The sequence below is a fragment of the Streptomyces sp. NPDC054841 genome (genome assembly GCF_053611045.1).
In genome coordinates this window covers 1-24,481 of sequence record NZ_JBSGZO010000004.1, presented here as the reverse complement: position 1 = coordinate 24,481, position 24,481 = coordinate 1, and the positions used below count along the sequence as shown (strand labels likewise).

Sequence of the window (24,481 nt, the reverse complement as noted above, 5' to 3'; positions counted from 1 at the left end):
CGCAACAGACCTGCATCCGAACCAAGACCGGAGAGATGTGATGAGTGAGACCAGCGCAACCGAGCTGCCCGTCGTCGTGATCGGGGCCGGCCCCGCCGGCCTGGCAGCCGCCGCCCACCTGCTCGACCGCGGCATCGAACCCCTGATCCTGGAGGCCGGTGCCGCGGCGGGCGCCGCGGTGCGCAAGTGGTCGCACGTGCGGCTGTTCTCCACCTGGGGCGAGCTCACCGATCCGGCGGCGGAAAAGCTGCTGGCCCCGACCGGCTGGGTGAAGCCGGACGCCACCACATATCCGTCGGGCGGCGACTGGGCAGAGCAGTACCTCCAGCCCCTGGCCGATGTCCTCGGCGACAGAGTGCGCTTCGGTGCCACCGTAACCGGCGTCTCCCGCACCGGCCGCGACCGGATCGTCGACGCCGACCGCGAGACGCAGCCCTTCGTCGTCCACTTCACCACCGCCGAAGGAGGCGAAGAGCGCCTCTTCGCCCGTGCCGTGATCGACGCCTCCGGCACCTGGACCACACCCAGCCCGGCCGGCGCGAGCGGCCTGCCCGCCCTCGGTGAGCGAACTGCGGCCGACCGCATCACCTACCGCGTCCCCGACCTCAAGGACCCCGCCGTCCGGGCCCGGTACGCGGGCAAGCGCACCGCGGTCATCGGCTCCGGCGCCTCCGCCTTCACCGCCCTCGCCTACCTGGCCGACCTCGCCCAAGCCGAGGACGGCACCGGGACGCACGCGGCCTGGATCCTGCGTCGGAGTATCAGCGGCTCCACCTTCGGCGGCGGCGAGGCCGACCAGCTCCCCGCCCGCGGCGCCCTCGGCCTTGCGGCAAAGGCAGCCGTCGACAACGGGTACGCCGACGCTGTGACCGGCTTCCGCACCGAAGCCATTGACCGCGACGGGGACGGCCGCCTGGTGCTGGTCGGCGAGGACGGCCGCCGCCTCGACCCGGTCGACGAGGTCATCGTGCTCACCGGCTTCCGCCCGGACCTGACCTTCCTGTCCGAGCTCCGCCTCGGTCTCGACGAACGCCTCCAGGCACCCATCGAGCTCGCACCGCTCATCGACCCCAACCAGCACTCCTGCGGCACCGTCTACCCCCACGGCCACCGCGAACTGGCCCACCCCGAGCAGGGCGTCTACCTCGTCGGCATGAAGTCCTACGGCCGCGCCCCCACGTTCCTGGCCATGACCGGTTACGAGCAGGTCCGCTCCGTCGCCGCCGCCATCGCCGGCGACCTCGAAGCCGCCGACCGCGTCGAACTCACCCTCCCCGAGACCGGGGTCTGCGGCGGAGCCGGCCTCTTCGACGAGCCCGAGGCCGAGCGGACCGACGGCGGGGGCTGCTGCTCCGCACCGGCCACCCTGCAGATCGGCGTCGGTGCACCGGCCGCCGCTTCGGGCGGCTGCTGACTCTCGTGACCGAACTCCAAGCCCGCGTGGCCGCGACCGGATCGGGGGACCGGTCGCGGCCTCGCGCCGCCCTGCCCGCCCTCTGCGCCACCCAGATCACGAGCTGGGGCATCGTCTACTACGCGTTCCCTGTCCTGAACCCGCAGATCACCGCCGCCACGGGGTGGTCCGCCGGGGCGACAACGGCTGCGCTCTCCCTGGCGCTGGTCGTCTCCGCGCTCGCCGGGATAGGCGTCGGCCGCGTCCTTGACCACCGTGGCCCGCGACTCGTCATGACCGCCGGATCGGTGCTGGGGACCCTGAGCCTCCTGGTCGTCGCAGCGGCCCGGAACCTGGCTGTCTTCTACGCCGGTTGGGCGCTGGCCGGGATCGCCATGGCCTGCACCTTCTACCAGCCCGCCTTCGCCGCCATCACCCGCTGGTGGGCACCCGAGCACGTCCGCGCCCTGACCATCGTCACCCTGGCCGGCGGCCTGGCCTCCACCGTCTTCGCCCCCTTCACGGCCCTGCTCGCCGACCACCTCTCCTGGCGCGCCACCTATGCCGTGCTGGCGGGGATTCTGGCCGTGGTCACCGTGCCCGCCCACGCCTTCGCGCTGAAGGCCCCCTGGCCGCAGCCGCATACCGTCACCGCGCACACAGACGACAGAGACACCGGGCAGATCACACGACGCCGGCCCTTCTGGATGCTCGCGACAGCCCTCACTCTCTCCGCGTTCGCCATGTCCGCCGTCGTGATCGCCCTCGTCCCCCTCCTGCTCGAGCGCGGCTACTCCACCGCCCAAGCCGCCTGGGCCCTCGGTCTCGGAGGCGCGGGACAGACCCTCGGCTGCACCCTCTATGCCACCCTCGCCCGCCACACCGGCGTGACGACGCGGACCATCGCCCTCATCACCCTCGGCGGCATCACCACAGCCGCCCTCGCACTCTCCCCAGGCCCGTACGCCCTGCTGATCGCACTGTCGGTCGCCGCCGGGACAGTCCGCGGCAACCTCACCCTCCTGCAGGCCACCGCCGTCACCGACCGCTGGGGAACCACCCACTACGGCCGCCTCTCCGGAATCCTCGCCGCCCCCGGCGCCACCGCCGCAGCCCTCGCACCCTTCGCCGGCGCCGCCCTCGCAGGACCGCTGGGCGGCTACCCGGCCCTCTTCCTCACCTTGACCGGCCTGTCCGCAGCAGCGGCAGGCTTCGCCGCCTTCACCAACACACCCCAAACAAGGCGCTAGTGGTATCGCCCCGTGGCCTGCTCCCTGCCAACTCACAGCGCTGGCTTACCGATGATGCGCGCCTAAGGGCTGTCCCGTAATCCCCGGCGGGCGCACGACGACAGCTACGGCACCTCGCTGCGTTGTCGGATCGCCCGAATACGCCCAGTATGAGGACGACCCTCCGCCTTGCGATGCACCGCATCTGACGCCGCGCGCTGATCCACCGGGGATTACGGGACAGCCCTTAGGTGGACAGATGCTCGGTCACGCCTTTGCACGCGTATGCAAGGCCGACCATCCGTCCGTCCAAGTCGCCTCTGGCTCTCGGTGGCACCAGCACCGCAAGGTTGTGCGCCTGCCCGCTGACGTGTCGCTCCTGGCAGAGTTTGCCGCTAACGGCCAACTCAGCAACATGCGACAGCACTTGGCCTGATCCCGGAAACCCTTTGTGAGCTGGATGAAGCCGCCGCTATGAGCAAGCAGTACGAGGAGCTCACCGGGCCTCAGATGCGCTCCTGTCCCGGCCAGGTGGACCTCAGCTTCCCTCCGCAGTTATGCGCTTCAAGCGCTATTCGTGCGCGGTCAGGCGCTCAAGTGGGCGAACAGCATCGGTCGTAGCGAGGCGCCGTGTGATCAGGTTCGCCCAGCTCTGCGCACCTGCCCTCGATACGCGTACGAGCGCTCCACAGCGCCCCTAAGGTGGCGGCATGAGCCTGATCGATGGCCTCACGCCGTCCGCAGACTGGGTCGCGAAGGACATGGAGACGATGCTCCGCGAGTGCGACGCCCTGATCGCATCGAAGGACGAGCACCTGAGCCGTCTCAAGGCCAGCATTACGGCTCTTGAAACCGAGGCGGAGCGCGTGGGCGCGGAGCGCGCCCAGGTCATCGCCGACCGCGAAAAGGCCGAGGGGGTCCTGAGCCGTTTCCAAGCGGCTGTGGAAGAGGGCCGAGGGCTACGCGAAGCGCGACGACAGGGAGAGACCGGCTCTTCGACGCCTGCACCGGACTCTGCCGAAACGCCGCCCGTGGAGGATACGGAGGAGGAAACCTCAGGGCCTTCCTCGCATACCGCAGAGACGCCGCATGGCCACCCCGTCCGCATCGCGGGGGGACGGTCCATCGCAGCGATGCGCATCATCGAGCGGGACCCAGAGCGCGGCTGGAGTCCCCGCGATGTCGCGGTGGAACTGGAGGGCGAGGCGGAAGGCGCAGTGAGTCGGACTCGAACATTGCTGGAGAGCCTGTCCAAGAGACAAGCCTTGCGGAAGATCCGCGGCGCTGACGGCATCCGCTCGCTCTACCGCCTGGCCGGCGCATGGGAGGCCGCCTAGAAGGGTGCACCCAAATGAGCGACCGCCGTCCCACGCCCGGCAGGGTTTGGAGGCCAGCGCCGTGGCGCGGGGCGGCGGTCTCACGACGGGCAAGCCGTCACCTTCGACGCTAGTGGTTCACTGCGGCGTCGATGAGGGTGTTCGGCCAATCTCTTGCGCCAAAAGGTCGATCACTCATGCTGTTATCGCATGCGTTGTCGGCTCACGGACTGCGAGGCGTCCGCGTCGAGTTAGTCGGCGTCGCCGGAAGACCGCGGCGGCAGTGGCTGATGACGCACACCGTTCTCGTCAAGCGGCCAGTCAACGTGCTGCGGCCAGAGCATCTCGCCAAGCGCTGCTTCAAGATTGGCCACCGTCATCATGTCCGGCCACGACGTACCGGCGAGGATGTTCGAGATCACCTGCCGGTTGACACCCGAGGCCGCGGCCAGCGCATTTGCGCTGAGCTTCCGACGCTCCATGGTTTCCGCCAGTGCCCGCGCAATCGCCTGGCCCACCTGGGCAGGCCGGTATCCGTCCATCACCGCGTTCGGCCACTCGCCGACAACGGCGTACTCGCACGGCCTCTTCCCACGTCTCGTTCCTCCAGGCACGCGACCAGTGTGCCGGACGGGGCCCCGACATGCGCAGCCCATCCCGACATGCTATTCAAGCAGCAAGGAGGCGGGCAGTCATGCCGATGTCCGGATCCGGAAAGGCCAGCAGGTGATGGCACAGCGAAGTGGAGGTAATCGGCCATGACGACGGGACGCACGCGGCTGGGGCCCGACGAAAAGCTACTGCCCACGTACAAAATGCGCGCTGACCAGCAGTTGGTCGTCATCAAGGCAGCATGCTCAGCGGAAGTACCCGTCAATGCGGTTCGACTTGCTGAAGCCACTGGCTTCTCGGCCAAGAACTGCGGGCTCATCCCGATCTTCGCCATGAACACGGGTCTATTGATGCCGGGTCACGGCCGCGCGACCTACCTACCGAACCAGAAAGGAAGGGCGGTCGCCCGAGCCTGGAAGAAGAGCGAGGAGGAGGGGCTGCAGGCTCTCCGCGAACGATGGAGGGGGCAGTGGTTCGGACGCACCGTGCGCGAGCGCCTGAGCCACGGCCCTGTGTCGCGTGAAGGACTGGCAGCCAAATTGCTGCTTATGGCCCGAGCCGAGGAGCGTCGGCTCAAGCAGGTGCACGTTCTGCTGGATCTTCTCATCGCCGTAGGGATGCTCGTTCCACAAGACGACGGCTACTTGGGCTGGTTCGAAGGTGCACGCCATACAGAGGGAGAGCCATACCTGCCAGAAAGCGAGCCCACAATCGGAGGCGGCGCAGCTCCTCAGGACGAGCCGCTCGACAGCCCCACGGATGAAACACCATCCGCTCCACGGCGGGATCCGCCGACAACAGCCGACCATGAAGCAGATGGCACCCGCCCTGCCGACTCCGCCCGCCTGAGGAGCAATGTTCCTCCGCCACGGAGCGGGTCCGCCAGGTCTGCCAAGCTCGGGAGCCAGGACAAGACCTTCGACGACAACGATCTTTTGAGCTTGTTCCTGCCCCCCGTCCTGCTCGCAGATCTGACCCGCCTGTCCGCGGACGAGGTCCTGGCCCTGCACGGTCACCTGCGGGCCATTGCCGAACTCACAGCGAAGCTAAGGGGCCGCCAGACGACGTAGCCCCGGAAGAACGGTCCGGCAGCGCCTCCATCCCTTGGCCAGGGGCCGCGCTGCTGGCCCTTCTCCTCACCGGACTGCACAGCGCCGAAACAGCAGCTGCCTCCACCAGCGACCTCGATCTCACCATCCGGCAGATCACTACGCGGGGCGCCACCCGGACCTGCGCCCGCACCTGCCCACTGGGCACGTGGGGTGCCTTCGTGCTCGGGCTGCGTGCCACCTATCTCGATCGCACCGGTGACGGCCCGCACCGACTCGTTACCAACGCCAAGTCTTCGCCGTACGTCGCCCAAGCCAGTGTTGGCGCCGGCTTCAGCGACATCGCGCGCCGCAGCGGCCTGTCCAACCGCAAACGCAAGGTCGAGCCCAGAGACATCACCCGCTACGTAGCCCGCCAGATCCTGGACGAGACAGGTCAACTGTCGGAGGTCGCCCGGCGGCTTGGACTCTCTTCCCTCGATGCCGCAGCAGGACTGGCGGGGCTTGCTTGGCAACACACCGGGCAGGCAGGTGACGCCGAATGACCTCGAGGAGGCGAACAAGAGCGGCCCGGTTGGGCTCTAAGAGCGGATCGGCCGGGAAAGGGCCGCACTACGTCATGGGTACCGTGCCGGACGACGCGTTCGGAACAAGTGCCGACGTACCACCGCCCAAAGGGCGCGAAGCTCCTCCGCTCACTCAGAGCGAGAGGTTCAGGTACCTGCTCCACAACCCCGACCTCTTCGCAGCGGCCCGCATTCTGTCGACAGGACAGCGCGTCGGCAGGCCTGCCCATTATCCGCCGTTCATCTACCTGATCTTCCTGCGCTCGATCTCCTTGTTCGGATCCGCCCGCTCGGCCGCCGCCCATCTCCAGCAGGAGGAGTGGTGGGCACCCGTACGCCAGGCGGTCCGCGCCCACCTGGGCGACGAAACTGCTGACGCCCTCAAGTCTGTCGGCCCTTCCCGCAGCAACTGGAACTACTTCTTCCAACGCCGGCTCAAGCCCGTCTACGACACCGTCCGTGACATCAGCCGCGATCTTTGGATCCAGCAGGCTCTGGACCACGGGATGATGACGGAGACCGGCAACCGCGTCAGCCGCGTCCGACCCGAACGGCATCAGGTCGTCCACGGAGACGCCACGGTGGCCGCGCCCCCTTCTTCCCACACCGAGCACGAAACCGTCGACGAGGTGACTGGTGAGATCCGTCGCCATCGAGTGGACAAAGACGCCGGAACGACCACCGAGGGCGGCGGTCGGCAGGTGTACGGGAACAAGTTCCTCTCCGCAGGCATCCGGCTTTCCGACACGCCCCACAGTCGCGTGATCCTCGCCCTGGAGTCCATCCGCCACAGGTCACCCGAAGACGACCCCGACCGCGCGTCCGAAGGGAGCGCCTTCGTCGCGATGGTCCGCAGGATCCTCCGTCGCGCCCCGGCCTGCGCGCAGTCACGTACGACGCCGCTCTGCGGGGCGTGCACCGTGCTCCGCTGATCGCTGAAGGGCTGCTCGTCTTCACGACCCAGCACTCCGGATGCACACCGCAGCCAGTACAGCGCTACCAGGACGGGCCGTGCACCCATGACCTCTACGTCGCCGAGGCCCGGATCTGCGAGCGCCGCATCACCGTCGATGGCCAGACCCACTACACCCCGCTACGGGTCGAGGAGCTCGAATGCCGGGCGGGTAAGCGCACCCGGTTCTACCACCGGCTCACCATCCCCTGTGCCGTGAAGCCCCACACGGTGCGCATCCGCGTCGATGAGACCGAAGAAGATCGCCAGATGGACCCGGTCAGCAAGCGGCAGCGGTTCAACCGAACCGAGCACCTGCGGCAGGTGCCGCCCGACACCCCCGCTGGCAAGCGCCTCAAGGGATTCCGCCAGGACAGCGAGTCCCAGCACTCGCGCTTCGACCAGAGCTACCCGCACAAGAGGGTGCCCGCCTACGGCGCCGACGCGGCGCTCCTGACTACATCGGCTTCGCCTGGCTCAACAATTCGGTCGCCCGAGTCATGATCAACCGCCACCAGGCGGCCTGAGTCGGCGACCGGCCCCGGTGGGGCCTCACCTACCGTCGATACTCCGATACCCATCAAGCGCCACCCGCTACACTGTCCGCGGTGGTCCGGCCCGCACGGGTCGGGCGCCGCACTGTCGATCAACGGATTTAGACACGTTTTCCGACAGATCCCCGCCTCCGTAGCTCAGGGGATAGAGCACCGCTCTCCTAAAGCGGGTGTCGCAGGTTCGAATCCTGCCGGGGGCACCACAAAAGTGCAGGTCAGCACCCTGAAGGCCTTCCAGGGAACCTCTTTGGAAGGCCTTCGGGTGCGCAATGGGAACGCCATGGGAACATCGAAATGCACATTATTCGCACTTCGGACATTCTCTAACGATCTGATGGCCAACCCACGTCTTGACCGCCAGGGGCGCGGCCCGTTCTCGAGGAAATCCGCCCTGGTTCATCGAGGTGCATCCCGAACAACGCGCGACCGCGCCAAGCCCTCGGCTGCGCGGTGAGACACATGAAGGGCAAGGCGGGTCTACTCCACGGCTCGGCCTGCGGTGCGCATCAGTTCACGGATCTTGCACCCATAGGTCTCGGCGAGACCCTCCCCGGCGTAGCACAGCACCTCGTCGCCGTCGTAGTCGCCTTCGCAGGCGCCCAGGCCGTCGAGTACGCCGAGGGCCACAGCCTCGGCCGCGTCAGGCATGCCCAGCGCCAGACGGCGACGGACATCGGCCTCGTACTGCTCGATGATCGGCTCGATCAGACGGCTCGCGGCCTCGTATACGTCGGTGTACCCGAAGCCCGGGCGATAGCCGGTGCTCAGATGGTCGCTGTCCAGGGTGCGCAGGGCCTGCTCGACCTCGGCCGCAGTCCCCTCCTGAAGGGCGGTCAGTTCGACGCGGGCATGCGGGGCGAGCAAGTGGACGGCCAACTGGTCTGCTTCCGCGCGCAGTTCGGGCCGAGCATCCAGCAGCCGGTCCAGCACCGCGGCCTTCTCCACGGCGGTGAGTGCGTCCAGGGCTTCGCCGGGGGCACAGGGGGTGTCGTCGACGGGTGCGGCGTGCCAGGGCAGGCGCCGTTCGACGGCGTGCAGGGCGAGTGCCACGGCATGCCGGCACAAGCGTCCTGACGCCAGGGCGCACGGGCCGTCGCATTCCGCCGTCAGTTCCCGACCTACGACCTGCACCCATACACCGCGAGCGGCGCCCGAGCCGTCCCGCACCAGGCCGCCGATGCCGCGGAGCTCGCTCTCCGCCTCGATCACCGCACCGTCGGCGAGCAGGGTCCGCCCCTCGGTGACCTCGGTGTCGTCGGCGAACGCGTACACCGTCCCCTCGTCCATGACCACAGCCATGCGGTCATTCAAGCGCACCCCCAGGAGAGTGGGCGAGCGGGCGGCCTTGGCCACTACGCTCGGTGCGGAGACGGCAACACCTCCGCGAGCATGAGGTACGGCAGTGGGCAAACGCAACCAGGAACGACGGCGTGCGAAGAGGAAGCAGCGCGATGCGCGGCAACGTGCCCGGGCGGAGCAGGAACGGGCCTTCGACGCCGCGTCCGGGTACGGCGGCTGCGACTGCGGCGATCCCTTCTGCGGGGTGGGCGGCGGGGCGTCCGTACCGCGTCCGCGCGGCCCGCGGACTGTCGCCGACCTGCTCGACGAGGCCATGGACGAGGTGTGTGCCATCCCGCCCGCGGACACGGCGCGCCGCGAAGCCGCGCTGGGGCGGGCCGCCGCCCTGTTCACCAAGGCGGGCATGGGCCGCGCGGTGCTGGCGGCAGGCAGTGAGGTACTGCACGCGGTGTGGCACCGCGGCTGGCAGCCCGCCGATGTGGTGCGCACCGCCCGGCGTGAACTCAAGGCGCGGCACGGGCGACTCGCGGCCGATCTGATCGCCGCCGAACACCGCGCGTACCCGACCACGGGCCTGGACGGGCGCTGGGCAGCCCAACTGGCAACCCCGTCCGCTGACGTGTGGTGGGGCGACGACGACGCGTACCTGGCCGGTGCGGCCGCCCGCGAGAAGTGCCAGCCGACCGTACTGGGGCGGGCATGGGTGGAGCTGCTGGACCTGCTCAGCGGCCTCCCGGAGATTCCGCAGCTGATGCCACCCCCGTGCGAGGCCGGTTCCGGCACCGCCCCCGGCGGCAGCGGTGCGGAGGCTCCGGTGCTGGCCAAGGTCCGCGGGCTGCTGGCGAAGGCCGAGTCCACCGAGTTCCCCGAGGAGGCCGAGGCTCTTACCGCCAAGGCGCAGCAGCTCATGGCCCAGCACAGCATCGACGCGGCGCTGCTGGACGCTGAGCAGGACACCCGGCAGGTGCCGGGGGGCGTGCGTGTCGGGGTGGACACCCCGTATGAGGAACCGAAGGTGCACCTGCTGCAGGCGGTGGCAGAGGCCAACCGCTGCCGCACGGTGTGGTCGCGGAACCTGGGCTTCTCCACCGTGGTCGGCTTCGCCGCCGACGCCCGGGCGGTGGAGCTGCTGTACACCTCGCTGCTGGTGCAGGCACAGTCCGCGCTCCATGCAGCCGGAAGCCGAACCTACCGTGACGGAGCGTCGCGCACCCGCTCCTACCGGCAGTCCTTCCTGACGGCCTACGCCACGCGGATCGCCCAGCGGCTGAGCCGGGCGACCGGACAGGCCACCAAGGCGGCAGGCGAAGACCACGGGCCCAGGCTGCTGCCGGTGCTGGCTTCCCGGGCCGAGGCGGTGGACGACCAGGTGGACGAATGGTTCGCGGAACTGTCCTACAACCGCAGCCAGACCCACGCCCGGGACCGGGAGGGCTGGGCGCACGGTACGGTCGCCGCGAACCGCGCGCAGCTGCACGGCCAGGCCGACGCGCTCCGCTGACGCGCGCCGTGGTGGGACTGGGGACGTGGACACGTCCGCACGCGCCCTGAGGTCGCCGACTCGATGACAATGGCAGCCTTCCGTCAGGATCCCGCCGTACCTGACAGGCGGCCGGGGCGCATCACCTGTCCGCCGTGAGCTGACTGCAGGGAACGGCTGCGACGTTCGCGACCAGCGAGACAGCGATGCCGGTTCGAACGCTGGCGGGTTGGCACTTCAAAGGTGCAAGACGGCCTCCACGGTGATCCACGATCGCGGTGACCACCGCCCACCCCCCGCCCCGATCCCTGCCCTCGCCACCGTCCGGGGCCAACGCCGGGCACGCACGCACGAATGACAGCCCACTCTTGAATAAGTCCAGATATAATAAGCGCACCTATCCATATAGAGGTGTGCCGTGGACAAACCTGCCGAGATGTTCGACCGCGACTTCGAGTGGGCCGAGCTGACCCGCTTCGCCGCCCTGCCCGGCCCGCGCGCCACCCTCGGCGTGGTCTCCGGCCGCCGCCGCCAGGGCAAGACCTTCCTCCTGGACGCCGTCACGCGGGCAAGCGGCGGCTTCATGTTCACCGCCACCGAGACCACCGAAACCGACGCCCTGCGCCAGTTCGGCGAAGCCCTCGCCCGTCACCGCGACCAGCCCACCCCGTTCCGCTTCACCCACTGGGACGAGGCCGTCACCGAGCTCATGCGCATCGCCGACAGGGGCGGCCCCACCATCGCGGTCATCGACGAGTTCCCCTTCCTCGCCAAGGCCTCCCCCGCCCTCCCCTCGATCATCCAGCGTGCCCTCGACCCCGCCGCCCAGCACACCAACACCCCGGTACGGCTCCTGTTGTGCGGCTCCGCCCTGTCCTTCATGGGCGGACTCCTCGCCGGCAACGCCCCGCTGCGCGGCCGCGCCGGCCTGGAACTCGTCGTCCCCACCCTGGACTTCCGCCTCGCCGCCGAGTTCTGGGAGATCACCGACCCGCGCACCGCACTGCTCACCCATGCCATCGTCGGCGGCACCCCCGCCTACCGCCGCGAGTTCACCCAGGGCGACGCCCCGGCCGGGCCCCAGGACTTCGACGCCTGGGTCACCCGCGCCGTCCTCAATCCCGCCCGTCCGCTCTTCCGCGAGGCCCGCTACCTGCTCGCAGAGGAACCCGAACTCCACGACACCGCGCTCTACCACTCCGTCCTGGCCGCCATCGCCGCCGGAAACGCCGCACGCGGCGGCATCGCCGACTACCTCGGCCGCAAGTCCACCGACCTCGCCCACCCACTCAGCGTCCTCCAGAACGTCGGCATGATCACCCACGAGGCCGACGCCTTCCGCCGCAACCGCTCCGCCTACCGCATCGCCGAACCTCTCATCGCCTTCTACCACGCGGTCATGCGCCCCGCCTGGGGCGATCTGGAACGCCCCGGACGCGCCCCCGCCGTCTGGCGCCGCGCCCAGTCCACCTTCCACAGCAAGGTTGTCGGCCCGCATTTCGAACAGGTCTGCCGCGAATGGGCCCGCTGGCACGCGTCCCCCGCAACCCACGGCGGGCAGGTCACAAGGGTCGCCAGCGGGACCGTCAACGATCCTGCCGCGAAGACCAGCCACGAAGTCGACGTCGCGGTCCATGGCGAGACCGACAGCGGCCGCGAAGCACTGCTCGCCATCGGCGAAGCCAAATGGAACGACGTCATGGGAAAGGGCCACCTCGAACGTCTCCAGCACATCCGTGCTCTCCTCACCGCGCGCGGCACCGCCACCGACGTCACCCGGCTGCAGTGCTACAGCGGGACCGGCTTCACCGACGAACTGCGCCACCTCGCCGCGAACGACCCCGCCATCCAGCTGATCGATCCAGTTCGTCTCTATCGCGGCGACTGACAGTGAGGATTGCCATGGCACCGCCCCTGTAGGGGGAACATGGCCTCCACCGCCCCAGCTCGGACCTCGCGGTGCAGAAGGCCGCCGAGGAGCTTCGCACATGGGGGCAGAGCCGCCAGGGCCTCGGCGTCGCCCTGATCTACGGACCCGTGTCCGCCGAGGACAGGCTCTACCACTCGAAGTGCCCCGTCGAACAGCGATCCGTCACCGCCCTGGCCGAGGCGCTGGAGGAGACCGGCGCCCGCTGGAAGGTGTTGGACCCGTGCGAACCGGACTTCATCATGGATCTGGTCGGGTACGACGTGGCCCTCTCGAACCTCCACGGGCCGTACGGTGAGGACGGCCGGTTGCAGGGCCTGCTCGACTACCTTCGCGTGCCCTATTGCGGCAGCGGAGTCGGAGCATCCGCGGTGGCCGCCGACAAGATCCTGTGCAAGCGGGTGATGATGACCCTCGGCGTCCCTACGCCCGGCTGGCACGTCTGGACCGGCGGCCCGGCGACCTCGAACGGGCGCCCCGTGATGGTCAAGCCGCCCTTCGGCGGGTCCAGCGTGGGCATGAGCCTCGTACACGACCCGTTCGAGCTGCCCGGCGCCCTGGCAAACGCTGCTGGCGACGAGGGCGCGGCCGTGCTCGTAGAGGACTACGTGAGCGGCACGCCGCTGACCGTGGGGTTGCTGGAGGTTCCGGGCGACTCCGTCATCGTCCTCCCGCCGCTGGCCACCGAAGCCACCGAAGTCGAGTTCTACGACGCCGACACCAAGCTCGATGTGGACTCTAGGAGCACCGTCGCCGTGCGCGCCGCCGAGCTGGCGCCCGATGTGCTGGACAAGATCACAAGGGATGTCCGAACGCTGTGGGACGGGATCGGGCTGCGTGGTTCAGCCCGTATCGACTTCATCCTCACCGAGGAAGGCGAGCCGCTCATCGTGTCCGTGACCGAGCAGTTCCCCGACGACGGCCGTTCAGGCGGCCACCTCGTCATCCTTCGCGGCTACGAGGACGGCCCCGACCCGACGATCTTCATCCGAGACCCGTCAGCCTGGGGCCAGACGCACGATCGCATCCGCCTCAACTGCTTGTCCCCTTCCTACACCGGCCGCGCGATCACCTTCGCTCCCCTGATTCACAACGGAGAGTCTTGATGTCCGAGGCAGACGGCGAGACGACCAAGGCTCCAGGCGCCCGGAGGATCGCCGTACTCGGAGAGATGCTGGAGCTGGGGGACGAGGCCGTTGAAGCTCACCGCAAGGTTGGGCGCATGGCGGCCGAGAACGGCGTCGATCTCGTCGTGGCAGTCGGCGGAGACCTCGGCAAGCAACTGGCTCTCTCGGCAGGCGCGGCAGGGGTTCCGGACATTGCGATGGTAGGCGACAACGCCATCGCTGCCGCCTACCTCGAATCCATCCTCCGCCCCAATGACGTTCTGCTCGTGAAGGGGTCCCGCGGCGGGCAGCTTTGGCAGATTGCCCAAGCGCTCACCGGGCAGGCCGTCACGGGCCTGTGAACCGGCTCCGAGGCTACGAACCGACCTCGACCTCCTCACCCACGATGCCCGTGTGGTCGAACTGGGCACCGAGATCGACGCATTGAGCACGACGTGACGAGAAGGGAAGGCATGTCGCAGACCGAGGGCGCACGACTGTTCCGCGAGGCTTGGATCACCGGTGTGCGCAAGCACTTCCCCGGCGAACCCAAGCCCGGCTACGTCACCCCCTGGGAAGAGACCCCGGAGTGGGCGCGCCAGGCGGCGGGCGCCGTCCACGACCAGGTACGCCAGTTCCTCGACCTCAGCGACCGCCACGCCTCCCGCCTCACCCGCGAGCAGAAGAGCCGCTTCGTCGCCACCTGCTGGACCGCCCAGATGTACAAACACCTCGAGGACCCCAAGCCCGGCTACGTCGCCGACTGGCCCGGCCTGCCCGACTGACAGAACGAGACCGACGCCGACATCTTCGAGGCCATCGAAGACCCTTCGAAGTAGCCGCGCATCCGCCGGAGGTAGCGCCGAGACGCACGGGCTCCTCGCCGGACTCTCCGATACGGACTGGCTCCGGGCGTCCGCTGAGAGGTGGAGTGGGTGGTCTGAGCCGAACCACCGCCTGGTCGGTGCACCAGCGGATGCCGGGCTGACCCACCACTGTCTTGGTGGCGCGCCTCGGCTTTCCAGCGCTCGTGCTCCTCGCCTTTCAGAGCGGCCAGGGCGGCGCGCTGGTGGCTGACGTGGGCGCGGAAGGAGCGGAGCATGTCGTCTTCCATGCCGAAGCCGTCCCTGCCTATGGGTGTTCGCCGAGTTGGAGGAGGCCGGCGAGGGAGAAGCACAGGGCGCCGGTGAGGGTGCCCCAGTTGGCGATGTCGGCGTTGACCAGGTTGCCGGTGGCGGGGCGCGTGAAGGCCGCGAGCGCAGAGACCATGAACAGGACGGAGCCGAGCTGGTTGACGGCGACGATCCACCAGCCGAGGTTGCGCGGGCGGGCGCATGGTCGGCCGTGGCAGATCTCGACGAAGGCCAGGTGGCCGGAGACCAGGAAGAGGACGCAGCCGATCACGTCGGGCGCCCAGATCAGCCGGTTGACCTGCTGGACGTTCAGGCCCCGCAGGAAGGAGTCCAGCAGGTTGACGGCGAAGACGAGGGTACCCGCGAAGAGGACGGACGTGCTCAGCCAGTCCACCCGCATCGGCTCGTAACTCCACCAGTGCCAGCGGCGAGTGACCAGCCGGCCTTCGCCGCCGCCGACGTGGCGGGGCGCGTTGATCACCTGGAGCAGCGAGACGTACCCGCCGGTGTTGAAGAACAGGCCGCCCGCGAAGTAGATCGAGGCGCACTCGGTGCCGCCGCCGGAGCCGAACTGGGCGACGGCCGCGCCGGCCGCGAAGAGGGCCCCGCCGATGACGAAGGCGATCGCGGCGATGGCATTGAGTCTGCGCAGCCGGGTGAGGGCCACGGCGTCCGCACGGGTGTGCCGAGTGGCCGCCGCACCGAGGGGACGGACGGCAAGCACTCCGCGCCGCCGCGCGAGCCGGGACTCCCACACGGCGGTGCCGCCGCCGGGAAGGTGCCAGGTGAGCCGGGTGGTGAACGGTCCCGCGCCCTCGGCGCGCTCCTCAGGCTGCCCCACGGGCCGAGCCTAGACCTCGGGCAGGATCGGAAGGCGGGCGCAACGCCGACCCGCCGAGCCGTCGCTGCAGCCTGCGGCGGTACGGCAGGGGTCTCGGCGGCGGGAAGCGGGGCGCGGCCGGCTCATGCGGGCGGGATGGCCCTGTGGCGCGACAAAGCGGCCCTGCCGGAGGACCTTGTCTTCCATGTCGACTATCTCGGCGGCGACATGCCCACCCTCGCCCTGAACTTCTCCCGCCCCGGCGGGCAGGTCATCGCCCAGTACTTCATGTTCCTGCGCCTGGGCCGCGAGGGGTACCGGCGCGTCTACCAGGCATGCGCCGACACGGCGCAGCACCTCGCCCGGCAGGTCGCCGACATGGGCCCCTTCACCCTGCTGTACGACGGCACCGGGGCACTGCCGGCGGTCTCCTACACGCTGACCGATCCCGGCTCGGTCAGCTGGAGCCTGTACGACCTGTCCGACCTGCTGCGCATGCGCGGCTGGCAGGTCCCCTCCGGACGATGGGCCACAAGCAACGTGCGCAGACCTCTACCTGACGAGCCATCACTACGAGCAACGCCGACTGACGGACCGTCACATAGGTGGCGTGCTGCCGGACACCACGATGTGCGGCCCTGGTCAGGGAGCCGCACAACGTGCTTTCACTGGGTATGGTCAGCGCCCTCCCCCTCCGCCGCCGTTGCCGCCGTTGCCGCCGTTGCCGCCGTGGTCGCCGCCGTTGCCGCCGTGGTCGCCGCCACCGTTGCCGCCGTGGTCGCCGCCGTTGCCGCCGCCACCGTTGTCACGGTCGCCGTTGTAACCGTCGTCGCCGTAACCGTCGTCGCCGTAGCCATTGTCGCAACCGTCGTCGTTCCACGAGTCGTCACAGTCGCGACTGAAGTAGTAGTCGGAGTTGCCACTGGAGTCGTGGGCCGAAGCGGACCCCGTAGCGCCGATCGCCGCGCCACCGGCCATGAGAACACCGGCTGCGGACACCGCGAACAGACGCTTCACGCGCTGGGCTCGCATTGGTATACCTTCTTTCCCATCTTCTCGCGTCGTTTGGAACGCGCGAAATTGATGGCCGCGGCCGCCAGAGGAAGTGTGCGGCACGGTCATATGCGTGGCCGCAATGGCTATGAGGAGCACGTCTCGGTCCCCGGCGCCGCTGTGCCGTCCGCGTAAGGTTCCGCGGGTGAGCGCTGCAGCCGCGGTCCCCGCTGTGGAGATCCCGCCGCACGGAACGTGCCCGGTTGCGGCTCTCACTTGTAGACGCTAGTCGCACCTTTACCCATCGGCATCCTGGGGGGGAGCGGCCCGGAAACACGGTCTACTGCGGCGGGGAATCGCCGCCTGCGAGCGGGTGCCTTGTCATCCCAACGCCGGGGGCGGTGCTGGACAGTTCGGCGACCAGTGACCTCAGCGACCGGTTGTGGTGAAAGTGTCCCGCACCGTGTCGGAAACGGTCCCCTGCGGGCGCTACTGACTGTTGTCGGTCGGGCACAGATAGGCCCCAACCTGGTGTACGGGCACCGCGGCGCCTCGATGCCCCCGCCGGCCGAGGGATGGAGGTCGTGTATGCAGATGATCCATGTCCGGCTGGCATCCTGGCGGGTGCGGCCACCGGCGGGCTGCGCGCGCTGCCAGGTCCAGCTCTGCACCGACCTGGAACGCATGCCGGTGGAGGACACCACCGTGGTCTTGGTGCCCAGGCGGCGCAATAGCTCCAGGTCCAGCCCGCTGCCGGGCTCGCTGGCGTCGCAGCCGACCACGGAGCCCGGCTCCGGCGTCCAACACCGGTTCCAAATAACCAAGTTCCCCGGCTCCGAGCTTGCATCGCTTCGCGCTGCGTGTCGTGGACGACGTGCGTGTAGACGTCCATGGTGATGCTGATCTGGCTGTGCCCCGAGGATCTCCATCACGACGCGGGGCGCGACCCCGGCCGTGGTGAGGAGCGTGGCGCAGCCGTGCCGGGCGTCGTGCAGCCGGACGACGCGGAGGCCGGCGGAGTCAGCGACGCGGGTGAAGGAGCGATACACGTTGCGCGGCTCGACCGGGCGGCCCGTGCGGGTGGTGAAGACGTGGCCGTTCTCGTCCCAGGACTCCCCCGCACGCTGCTTCGCGGCCGCCTGGCGCATCCGATGCCAGCGCAGCGGCGGGATGCACATCGCCGGGAGCGGCAGCGCACGACGGCGGCGGTTCTTGGTCTCGTCGTCGTAGAGGACTCCGCGCCGCCGCTGCGTCTGCTGCCGGACGTAGATCACGCGGTTGTCCAGGTCGACATCGGTCCAGCGGAGACCGACGATCTCGCCCCGGCGGAGGCCCATGGCGATGGCGAGCACGAAGGCCGCGTACAGCGGGTCCTTACGGGCGGCGGCGAGAAAATCCAGGGTTTCGTCGAGCGTCCAGGGGCTCAGCTCCCGGCACTTGGCACGCGGCGGCTCAACGAGGGCGGCCACGTTCCGGGTCACCAGTTCCTCGCGGCAGGCGGCGCTGAGAGCCGTGCGCAGCACGCGGTGAGACTCCTTGGCAGTGGCCGCGGTTGTCCTGTTCTCCAACTGGACGATGAAGCGCCGGACATCGGCGACGCCGAGGGATTCCAGTCGCTTCGAGCCCAGCATGGGCACCAGGTGGAGCCGCACGTGAGCTTCGTACTTGTCGTACGTGCTCAGCTTGCGCCGGGGCTTGACGATGTTGTCCAGCCAGTACGGCAGCCACTCCGAGAGTCGGGCCGAACGAGTGGGCACGGGCACGCCCTGGTCGACCTTGTCGAGGAGTTCGCGGCGCTTGGCGTCGCACTGGGTCCAGGTCTTGCCGTAGGCGAACTTGCGGGCCCCGGTTCCGTCCGGCTGGAGAACGTAGACGGCGGCCTGATAGCGGCCGTCCTTGCGCTTGGTGATCGTGCCCGCGCCATTGGGGACTTGGCCGAGCGGCTCCTTGGTCTCGCCGATCCGGAACTTCGGGACGGGTAGCACGAACATCTTGACGGCGGCATCAATCTCGAAGGCGGCTCGATCAGCCTGATCCTGGAGCGGGACGACAAGTTGTAGAGCACGTATGCGCATGCTCCACGTTCCGTGCCCCTCCCGTGCCCGTTCGGTCGGGAAACAGCGGGGAACAGCGGTCGCTGGCGGGCGACGCCCACGAGTACGGTCCCCGACCAAGTTGGCTGGTCAGGGGCCGTTCATTTGCGGTGGGTGTGGGATTTGAACCCACGGTGACGTCGCCGTGGGATTTGAACCCACGGCGACGTCGCCGCCACGACGGTTTTCAAGATCGCTGACGGCTCGACTTGGCCAATTGAACCTCCAGCGACCCAACCGCACTTGTCGCAGTACGCGTGGAATCAAACGGCCGCTGATCGGGTACCTCTGCCCTTGCGATAGGGACGCCTTGGGGAGGGTGGACGTGGAAACCATAGTCGCCGGGGCAGCGACGGTGATCGCGATGGGCTCACTCTACGTCTCAGTCGTCCAGTCGCGCCTGAGTATGCGACACAACAGACAGTCCGTACGTCCCCTTCTCCAGCTACGGCAGATACGGGATGGTGTCGCTCATCAAGCAGGCATCGAGCTGATCAACGCAGGGCTCGGCCCCGCCATCGTGACCCGGACCCTGGTCTACCTCGACGGCGAGTACATCGGGGAGTGGGCCAGGCCGATCTTCGACCGCGTCTTGGCACAGGCGCCGGACGGTGTCCAGAAGTTCGCGCTGTCCGGTGGTGCGGTGCTGCTGTCCGGGCAGAGCGTTTTTCTGCTGAGGCTCGCTCCCTTCGACCGAGATCAGCATGCTGAGTTCGGTGATTTGATCCTGCGGCGGCTGCGGTTTGAGATCCGCTATGAATCTCTCTACGGCGGCGAAGATTTCGTCTCAGCCTCCCCGCTCGTGTGAACCGCTTGGTCAGGTGCGAGGCGCCACACAGACGCTGCCGGTTGATGTCATTGGTGCACCGGCACGGCGCGCTCATACCTGGTGAGGGGCGCAAGCGCCTGCCAGGATCAGGCTGTGACCGAGCCTTCGATTCCCACGAGATTGAGCAGAGCCCTCGACTGGGCAGGGCTGATCCCGGCTGCCCTCCTGCTCGTGATCGGCATCAGGGACTACCGCGCCGGCGGATCAGTGGGCTGGCCAATCGGAGGAGCGCTACTGGTTCTGGTCAGCCTCTGGGTGATCTACCGCGGATTGCCTCGCCGGAGCCGCAAGACCACCGAGTCACCATAGGCGTACAGCAGCGCAGTACCGCAACCCCAGCAACCGCTCCCGTGCGGTAGCGTCCCTCCAGGGCCGTGCAGCGACCGGGATGGCCGTCGCTGACCGATCCGGCCAGAGCTACGGATCTGAAGGTGAGACGGTCGAAGCCCAACGCTCTGAGTGTCTAACTGCGTGACAACGCAGGCGGACAGCAGCGAACGCCCACGCACACCTACGGACCATCGCAGCAGCTCGAAGCGGCACCCGCCCATGGCTGAGCCCACACCCTAGTTGCTTCGCGGCAAGGACACGTCTTCGATCCTCGAGGGGCAGGCAGTCGCCCCGACCTCACCGGGCCGGATCTTCTAACTCATAGGAAGTCCCTGGCCATGGATGACCCAGCACGGCTACCGTCAGCGCCCTCATCCACAGAGTCCTTGGGGGGACATCCATGTACGTCCGCGCGCTGCGGCCTGTGCCGGCGCTCGTCACTGTGATTGCCGGTGTGCTGATGACCTCCGGGTGTTCCGCACAACCAGATGCGCGACCAGCCTCGGTGGTACCGCGGGCGACCGCGACGGACAAGGCCGCCGTAGCACCTCTGACGAGGGAGCAGCTGAGGGCGCTCACCTTCAAGGACGGCGAGGTTGCAGGGGCACATGAGGCTGGGATTCCGGTGCAGGACCCCCAGCCGAAGGACGAAAGGCGCTCCTTCCCGCCGGTGTCCGAACCCGCTTGCCAGACCATGCTCGACATCCGCAGCGGGGAGCGCGCATCCACCGTCGTCTTGCAGGTCTTCAACTGGAAGGGCGACATCTGGGGAGGCGGCTCGACGCTTGCCGCCTACGACGACGGGAAGGCCCAGCAGGTCTTCGCCCAGCTCAAGCAGGCACTTGGCTCCTGCCGCTCGTATGAGGGCACAGGCTGGGTAGGGAAGGTCAAGGCCACGGTGACGATGGAACAGGCCCCGGGAGCCGGGGATGAAGCCGTGCGATTCCGGGAGACCATCCCCATGGGCCCTAAGTACCCCGGGGACCGCTATGAGCAGTTCACCGTCGTGCGGGCCGGGAACACCATCGTGACGTTCCACAAGCTGAACATCGGCGGCAGCGCGTCCTTCCCCGCCGATCTGGTCAACCGGCAGGTCGAGCGGCTGCAGAAGGCACAACGCGCCAACGCGCCTGCACACAATTTCCAGGGTGCGGCGAAGTTCGCTGTTGCGCTTGAACCATCCCCCGCGGATGCGGAGGCCCGGCATGACGGGTGCCGATCAGACTCCGGTGGCCGCGCTGAAGGCGGCGAACCCGAACCCCACAGTGGAGGCCGGCAATCGGTGGGGAGCCGAACCGCTCCTGGATTCGACGGGTGCTGTCGCCGAGCCGGTCCTTATGTACAACCCCGGGCATACTGGTTCGGTGAATTGAGGCAGAATCTCGGCAGATCGAAGGCCTGACGGCAGGTAACAGTCCCGGCATGGCCACGGGGCACAGCAGGCGTGGGGACGGGGAATGGCCGAACCGGAAGTTGGGGGCTTGGCCGCGGGCCGCTATCAGCTGAACGAGCTGATCGGACGCGGAGCCATGGGGGCGGTATGGGCGGCCCAGGACGTGAAGCTGGGGCGTGCGGTCGCGGTCAAGGAGATCCGCGCACGCGTCGATCTCGACCCCGAAGAGTGGCGTCGACGGGCGGAGCGGGCGCTGCGGGAGGCCAGGGCTGCGGCACTGGTCCAGCACCGGAACGTGGTCGAGATTCACGACGTCGTCATGGACGACGACCGGCCGTGGATCATCATGGAACTCGTGGCGGGACGTTCCCTCGCGGAGGAACTGACGGTCGGTCGCGTGACGGTCGGCGATGCCGCTCGCATCGCCCGCGAGGCACTGGACGGGCTGATCGCGGCCCACGCGTCCGGTGTGGTGCACCGCGATGTGAAACCGTCCAATCTTCTGCTGGCCCGGCCTGACGGCCGTACCGTTCTGACCGACTTCGGCATCGCCGCGGTGGCCGGCGCAGACACCCTGACCGTGCCCGGCGCGATGATCGGCACACTCGACTACCTGTCGCCCGAACGCGTCCAGGGTCTGAGAGCCGTACCGGCATGTGATCTGTGGTCCCTGGGAGCAACCCTCTACGAAATGGTCGAGGGACGCTCCCCGTTCCGCCGCAACAGCGAGTTCGCCACCCTCCATGCCGTGCTCGACGGCACGTACGACCCGCCCCGGAACGCCGGTCGCCTCGGCGAGGTCATCGACGGCCTGCTCATCAAGGACCCGGCGCAGCGGATCACGGCATCAGCGGCCCGGTCCCTGCTGATTGCCGCCGAGCGCCCCGACGCGCCGTCGCCACACGGACTCACACTCCGCACAAAGGCGCCGATCCATACCGCCACATCCGCTCGTGTCCCCGGCGACCGGCGGCGACCCGAGTTCGGAACCGGCATGGCCTCCGAGGAACGCCGGCCCACCGCCCCTCCGGCCGACCGGCACAGACCCGTCCGGCCCGAAGACACAGACCCGGCACAAGTTCCCGGTCGCGCCTCCCGCCGCTGGATCGCCCGTGCACTCATTGGCTCGACGGTCATCGCCCTCGCCGCCGCAGGTGTCTATGCCGTGCCTCCCCTGCTGGCCAAACGGTCCTCGACTCCCCCCAGCAGCCAAGCCACACCGCCGGTTTCACCGACAGCCGCCCGCCCCGGGTTCCGCGCGATCAGCGATCCGGCCGGATTCACCGTGGAGATCGGCAAAGACTGGACCGGGCCGTATGCGGACAAGCGCCGCATCTTCTACTACTCGGCGGACAAAGCCTATGGGCTCGGCGTCCATCTGAATCCGCCTGACGGCAAGGGAGACCCGTATGCCGAACTCTCGGCACAGGACAACGACGGCACCGGCACCTCGGCGGCCGGCGACTACCCGAAATACCGGCGAGTCCGCCTGGAGCGGCTCGAGCACAACGGCGCACCTGCCGCTGTCTGGGAGTTCACTTGGTACGACGCCGCCTCAGGCGTTCGCCGTCGCTCGATCGATCTGCGATACACCAAGAACGGGCGGACTTACGACTTCTGGGTCGCCGGACCCGACAGCGCAGCCCCCAGTATCCGAAGACACTTTGATGCGGCTCGGGAGAGTTTCTCCCCCACTCGGATAAAGCACGGATAGACGCGGGTGGTTCAACTGGAGCTGATGATCCCGGCGGGCGGGGTGCCGATGACCGGATCCTCGACAGCTCACAGACGCGGCAGACGCCTGTGGGTACGGCGAACCTAGGCGGTGCGACCGGAGCCGGCCATCCGTAGCCCCGAAGCACGGATACGCACTCAACTGCGCAGGCCTCCCGGGCGCGCCTCGCCGGTGTGCCGGGGCTCGCGGATCAACCGGTACGACTCCCCCGCCAGCCAGATCCGGTCCTCGTCGTCCACGTGGCAGCCGAGGCGTTCCGGCAGACCGCGCAGGTACGCGACGGCGGGACCGGTGAGGCGGACCCTGCCGTCGCCGAGGTGGGTGATGCCTTCGGGCTCGTCGAGCGCGGCGAGCCAGGCGGCATGGTCCGGGTGCAACACGGTGGTGTACGTGGCGTCGGAGCCAACTCCCCGTTCCAGGGCGTACAGGACGTCCCCGTAGCGGGCGTGGTCGAGGACTGCGCGTACGGCCGCATCGATGCTCAACAGGCCGGCGTCCACCTGATCGCAGGCGAAGACGCGGCCGGGGCGGACCCGGGCGTACGCGAACCAGGTCCCCGCACGGGACGGCATGACGTAGCCGACCGGATAGCCGCCGGGGAGCCCGTCGTCCACGCATACGTACACGATCTCGGCGGCATCGCTCCGCTCCCGCGTGAGGAAGAGCATCCGCTGTTTCAGCAACGTCGTGAGAGAACGGTCGCTGACGGTCACGTTCGCGCCCCTTCCACGGACTGGGGCGGCGGCCGTTCCCCCTTGGACGGCCGCCGCGCTCGCAAACCATCTCGGAAGGCGCTGCAATGCGGATGCAATTCTGATGATGCGCGGAGCGGAGCGGAGGCTTCGGGGTGGGCGCGGGAATCTGCCGTCCGCCTCGACCCGGCGGCCGGTCGGCCGCCGGGGTGCGGCCCTCTTGTGAGGACGATGATCCCTTTCTGGCAGGATCGGCGGGAGATCGACGGTCCGGTCGTGCGGGCGAGCTGCCCCGGCCGGGCAACGGGACATTCAACGGGGAAAGTGAGAACGAGATGCGTACGTGGACTCGCGCCGTACCGGCGGCGGCGGGTGCTCTGGCCCTGGCCTTGGCGCTGACCGGCTGCAACGACTCGGGTTCGGGGAAGAAGCGGGGCGGCTCCGGCTCCCAGGCGTCCGCGTCCGGTTCGGGCGCGTCCGACGAGAAGAAGACGTTCCGCCTGGGTGAGGCCAGCCCGGAGCAGGAAAGCGACATGAAGGCATCGTCGGGTGCCAAGTACACGGTCACACCGACCAAGGTGCAGACCGGCACCAAGGCCGACATGGACAACTCCGGCCTGGAGAAGGACAAGAAGGACGGCCCGCAGGTCCCCGTCTACGTCTGGTCGACGCTCACCCACAAGAGCGGCAAGGCCATGGAGATCGGCGACATGGACGGCGACCTGGCCGTCAGGACGGACACGGGCCAGCGCACCCGTGCACTCATCGTCATCATGGGCGAGGCGAAGTGGCCCAACTGCCCGGCGGCGGACTCCGGAAAGAAGCTGGCCGCGGGCCAGTCGGAGAAGATCTGCACCGCCTTCCTCATCCCGGAGGGCCAGAAGGCCGCCGCGGTGGAGCTGACCCGGGGCTACTACAAGGAACCGCTGGAGTGGCCGGTCAAGAACTGACCCTCCTTCGGACGGGAGCGAGGGCGCGAG

20 protein-coding genes, 2 tRNA genes and 2 pseudogenes are annotated in these 24,481 nt (G+C 68.7%); 18 read left to right on the top strand and 6 right to left on the bottom strand.

What is annotated here, in order from left to right:
- Positions 1-40: 40 nt before the first annotated feature.
- The 3 genes from ACWGI8_RS01230 to ACWGI8_RS01220 all read left to right on the top strand — a co-directional run bounded on the left by ACWGI8_RS01230 (position 41) and on the right by ACWGI8_RS01220 (position 3,959).
- A complete protein-coding gene (locus ACWGI8_RS01230) occupies positions 41-1,414 on the top strand; it encodes an NAD(P)-binding domain-containing protein (RefSeq protein ID WP_453657469.1) in 1,374 nt (457 codons plus the stop codon).
- A gap of 5 nt (positions 1,415-1,419) precedes the next feature.
- Positions 1,420-2,643, top strand: a complete 1,224-nt coding sequence (locus tag ACWGI8_RS01225) for an MFS transporter (protein ID WP_453657467.1) — start codon at positions 1,420-1,422, stop codon at positions 2,641-2,643.
- A gap of 689 nt (positions 2,644-3,332) precedes the next feature.
- A complete protein-coding gene (locus ACWGI8_RS01220) occupies positions 3,333-3,959 on the top strand; it encodes a hypothetical protein (RefSeq protein ID WP_453657465.1) in 627 nt (208 codons plus the stop codon).
- A 230-nt stretch (positions 3,960-4,189) separates the two neighbouring features.
- Here the strand turns inward: ACWGI8_RS01220 and ACWGI8_RS01215 are convergent, their stop codons facing one another.
- Complete coding sequence (locus tag ACWGI8_RS01215) at positions 4,190-4,480, bottom strand: helix-turn-helix domain-containing protein (RefSeq protein ID WP_453657463.1); 291 nt, start codon at positions 4,478-4,480, stop codon at positions 4,190-4,192.
- A gap of 216 nt (positions 4,481-4,696) precedes the next feature.
- Between ACWGI8_RS01215 and ACWGI8_RS01210 the strand changes: the two genes are divergently transcribed.
- From ACWGI8_RS01210 to ACWGI8_RS01190, 5 genes are all read left to right on the top strand, one after another.
- Entirely contained in the window at positions 4,697-5,620 is a 924-nt protein-coding gene (locus tag ACWGI8_RS01210; RefSeq protein WP_453657461.1) for a hypothetical protein, read from the top strand.
- A gap of 200 nt (positions 5,621-5,820) precedes the next feature.
- Positions 5,821-6,144 carry a hypothetical protein gene (locus ACWGI8_RS01205; RefSeq protein ID WP_453657459.1) on the top strand — a complete coding sequence of 108 codons (324 nt, stop codon included), beginning with the start codon at positions 5,821-5,823 and terminating at the stop codon, positions 6,142-6,144.
- Between the two features lie 74 nt (positions 6,145-6,218).
- Entirely contained in the window at positions 6,219-7,097 is an 879-nt protein-coding gene (locus ACWGI8_RS01200; protein ID WP_453657457.1) for a hypothetical protein, read from the top strand.
- Positions 7,079-7,621: a hypothetical protein gene (locus ACWGI8_RS01195; protein ID WP_453657455.1), complete on the top strand. Its 543-nt coding sequence runs from the start codon at positions 7,079-7,081 to the stop codon at positions 7,619-7,621. Before ACWGI8_RS01200 ends, ACWGI8_RS01195 begins: the two co-directional genes overlap by 19 nt.
- Positions 7,622-7,798: 177 nt before the next feature.
- Positions 7,799-7,874: transfer RNA gene (locus ACWGI8_RS01190), tRNA-Arg, on the top strand.
- A 274-nt stretch (positions 7,875-8,148) separates the two neighbouring features.
- On the opposite strand, the gene ACWGI8_RS01185 is transcribed toward ACWGI8_RS01190, so the two are convergent.
- A complete protein-coding gene (locus ACWGI8_RS01185; RefSeq protein WP_453657453.1) occupies positions 8,149-8,970 on the bottom strand; it encodes a hypothetical protein in 822 nt (273 codons plus the stop codon).
- 103 nt (positions 8,971-9,073) lie between these two features.
- Here ACWGI8_RS01185 and ACWGI8_RS01180 point away from each other — a divergent pair, with 103 nt between their 5' ends.
- From ACWGI8_RS01180 to ACWGI8_RS01160, 5 genes are all read left to right on the top strand, one after another.
- Complete coding sequence (locus ACWGI8_RS01180) at positions 9,074-10,471, top strand: DUF2786 domain-containing protein (RefSeq protein WP_453657451.1); 1,398 nt, start codon at positions 9,074-9,076, stop codon at positions 10,469-10,471.
- A gap of 415 nt (positions 10,472-10,886) precedes the next feature.
- Positions 10,887-12,338, top strand: a complete 1,452-nt coding sequence (locus tag ACWGI8_RS01175) for an AAA family ATPase (protein WP_453657557.1) — start codon at positions 10,887-10,889, stop codon at positions 12,336-12,338.
- Between the two features lie 71 nt (positions 12,339-12,409).
- Positions 12,410-13,483 carry a D-alanine--D-alanine ligase family protein gene (locus tag ACWGI8_RS01170; RefSeq protein ID WP_453657449.1) on the top strand — a complete coding sequence of 358 codons (1,074 nt, stop codon included), beginning with the start codon at positions 12,410-12,412 and terminating at the stop codon, positions 13,481-13,483.
- Positions 13,483-13,845 (top strand): glutamate ligase domain-containing protein, encoded by a 363-nt coding sequence (locus ACWGI8_RS01165; protein ID WP_453657447.1) that lies wholly within the window; start codon positions 13,483-13,485, stop codon positions 13,843-13,845. The genes ACWGI8_RS01170 and ACWGI8_RS01165 overlap by 1 nt, the downstream gene beginning before the upstream one ends.
- A gap of 111 nt (positions 13,846-13,956) precedes the next feature.
- The gene (locus ACWGI8_RS01160; protein WP_453657445.1) at positions 13,957-14,268 is read left to right on the top strand and encodes a hypothetical protein; all 312 of its coding nucleotides are present in this window, start codon (positions 13,957-13,959) and stop codon (positions 14,266-14,268) included.
- A gap of 346 nt (positions 14,269-14,614) precedes the next feature.
- Here ACWGI8_RS01160 and ACWGI8_RS01155 read toward each other — a convergent pair whose 3' ends face one another.
- The gene (locus ACWGI8_RS01155) at positions 14,615-15,457 is read right to left on the bottom strand and encodes a hypothetical protein (protein ID WP_453657443.1); all 843 of its coding nucleotides are present in this window, start codon (positions 15,455-15,457) and stop codon (positions 14,615-14,617) included.
- Between the two features lie 84 nt (positions 15,458-15,541).
- On the opposite strand from ACWGI8_RS01155, the pseudogene ACWGI8_RS01150 reads away from it, so the two are divergent.
- A pseudogene (locus ACWGI8_RS01150) lies at positions 15,542-15,955 on the top strand (pyridoxal-dependent decarboxylase); the annotation flags it as partial.
- A gap of 1,303 nt (positions 15,956-17,258) precedes the next feature.
- Here the strand turns inward: ACWGI8_RS01150 and ACWGI8_RS01145 are convergent.
- Positions 17,259-18,420: pseudogene (locus tag ACWGI8_RS01145) on the bottom strand (tyrosine-type recombinase/integrase); the annotation flags it as partial.
- A 240-nt stretch (positions 18,421-18,660) separates the two neighbouring features.
- Positions 18,661-18,755, bottom strand: a tRNA-Ser gene (locus tag ACWGI8_RS01140).
- Positions 18,756-18,847: 92 nt separating this feature from the next.
- Between ACWGI8_RS01140 and ACWGI8_RS01135 the strand changes: the two genes are divergently transcribed.
- The 3 genes from ACWGI8_RS01135 (at position 18,848) to ACWGI8_RS01125 (ending at position 22,788) form a co-directional block, all read left to right on the top strand.
- A complete protein-coding gene (locus tag ACWGI8_RS01135; protein WP_453657441.1) occupies positions 18,848-19,330 on the top strand; it encodes a hypothetical protein in 483 nt (160 codons plus the stop codon).
- Positions 19,331-20,081: 751 nt separating this feature from the next.
- Positions 20,082-21,083: a hypothetical protein gene (locus ACWGI8_RS01130; protein ID WP_453657439.1), complete on the top strand. Its 1,002-nt coding sequence runs from the start codon at positions 20,082-20,084 to the stop codon at positions 21,081-21,083.
- 55 nt (positions 21,084-21,138) lie between these two features.
- A complete protein-coding gene (locus ACWGI8_RS01125; RefSeq protein ID WP_453657437.1) occupies positions 21,139-22,788 on the top strand; it encodes a protein kinase domain-containing protein in 1,650 nt (549 codons plus the stop codon).
- A gap of 158 nt (positions 22,789-22,946) precedes the next feature.
- Here the strand turns inward: ACWGI8_RS01125 and ACWGI8_RS01120 are convergent, their stop codons facing one another.
- Positions 22,947-23,522, bottom strand: a complete 576-nt coding sequence (locus ACWGI8_RS01120) for a hypothetical protein (RefSeq protein WP_453657435.1) — start codon at positions 23,520-23,522, stop codon at positions 22,947-22,949.
- 314 nt (positions 23,523-23,836) lie between these two features.
- Between ACWGI8_RS01120 and ACWGI8_RS01115 the strand changes: the two genes are divergently transcribed.
- On the top strand, positions 23,837-24,451 hold the full coding sequence (locus tag ACWGI8_RS01115; RefSeq protein ID WP_453657433.1) for a hypothetical protein: 615 nt from the start codon (positions 23,837-23,839) through the stop codon (positions 24,449-24,451).
- Positions 24,452-24,481: the final 30 nt, after the last annotated feature.

Coding starts and splice junctions, on each gene's coding strand:
- ACWGI8_RS01230 (WP_453657469.1), top strand. CDS start 41: ATGAGTGAGACCAGCGCAACCGAGCTGCCCGTCGTCGTGATCGGGGCC.
- ACWGI8_RS01220 (WP_453657465.1), top strand. CDS start 3,333: ATGAGCCTGATCGATGGCCTCACGCCGTCCGCAGACTGGGTCGCGAAG.
- ACWGI8_RS01215 (WP_453657463.1), bottom strand. CDS start 4,480: ATGGACGGATACCGGCCTGCCCAGGTGGGCCAGGCGATTGCGCGGGCA.
- ACWGI8_RS01210 (WP_453657461.1), top strand. CDS start 4,697: ATGACGACGGGACGCACGCGGCTGGGGCCCGACGAAAAGCTACTGCCC.
- ACWGI8_RS01200 (WP_453657457.1), top strand. CDS start 6,219: ATGGGTACCGTGCCGGACGACGCGTTCGGAACAAGTGCCGACGTACCA.
- ACWGI8_RS01185 (WP_453657453.1), bottom strand. CDS start 8,970: ATGGCTGTGGTCATGGACGAGGGGACGGTGTACGCGTTCGCCGACGAC.
- ACWGI8_RS01175 (WP_453657557.1), top strand. CDS start 10,887: ATGTTCGACCGCGACTTCGAGTGGGCCGAGCTGACCCGCTTCGCCGCC.
- ACWGI8_RS01165 (WP_453657447.1), top strand. CDS start 13,483: ATGTCCGAGGCAGACGGCGAGACGACCAAGGCTCCAGGCGCCCGGAGG.
- ACWGI8_RS01160 (WP_453657445.1), top strand. CDS start 13,957: ATGTCGCAGACCGAGGGCGCACGACTGTTCCGCGAGGCTTGGATCACC.
- ACWGI8_RS01130 (WP_453657439.1), top strand. CDS start 20,082: ATGTACGTCCGCGCGCTGCGGCCTGTGCCGGCGCTCGTCACTGTGATT.
- ACWGI8_RS01125 (WP_453657437.1), top strand. CDS start 21,139: ATGGCCGAACCGGAAGTTGGGGGCTTGGCCGCGGGCCGCTATCAGCTG.
- ACWGI8_RS01115 (WP_453657433.1), top strand. CDS start 23,837: ATGCGTACGTGGACTCGCGCCGTACCGGCGGCGGCGGGTGCTCTGGCC.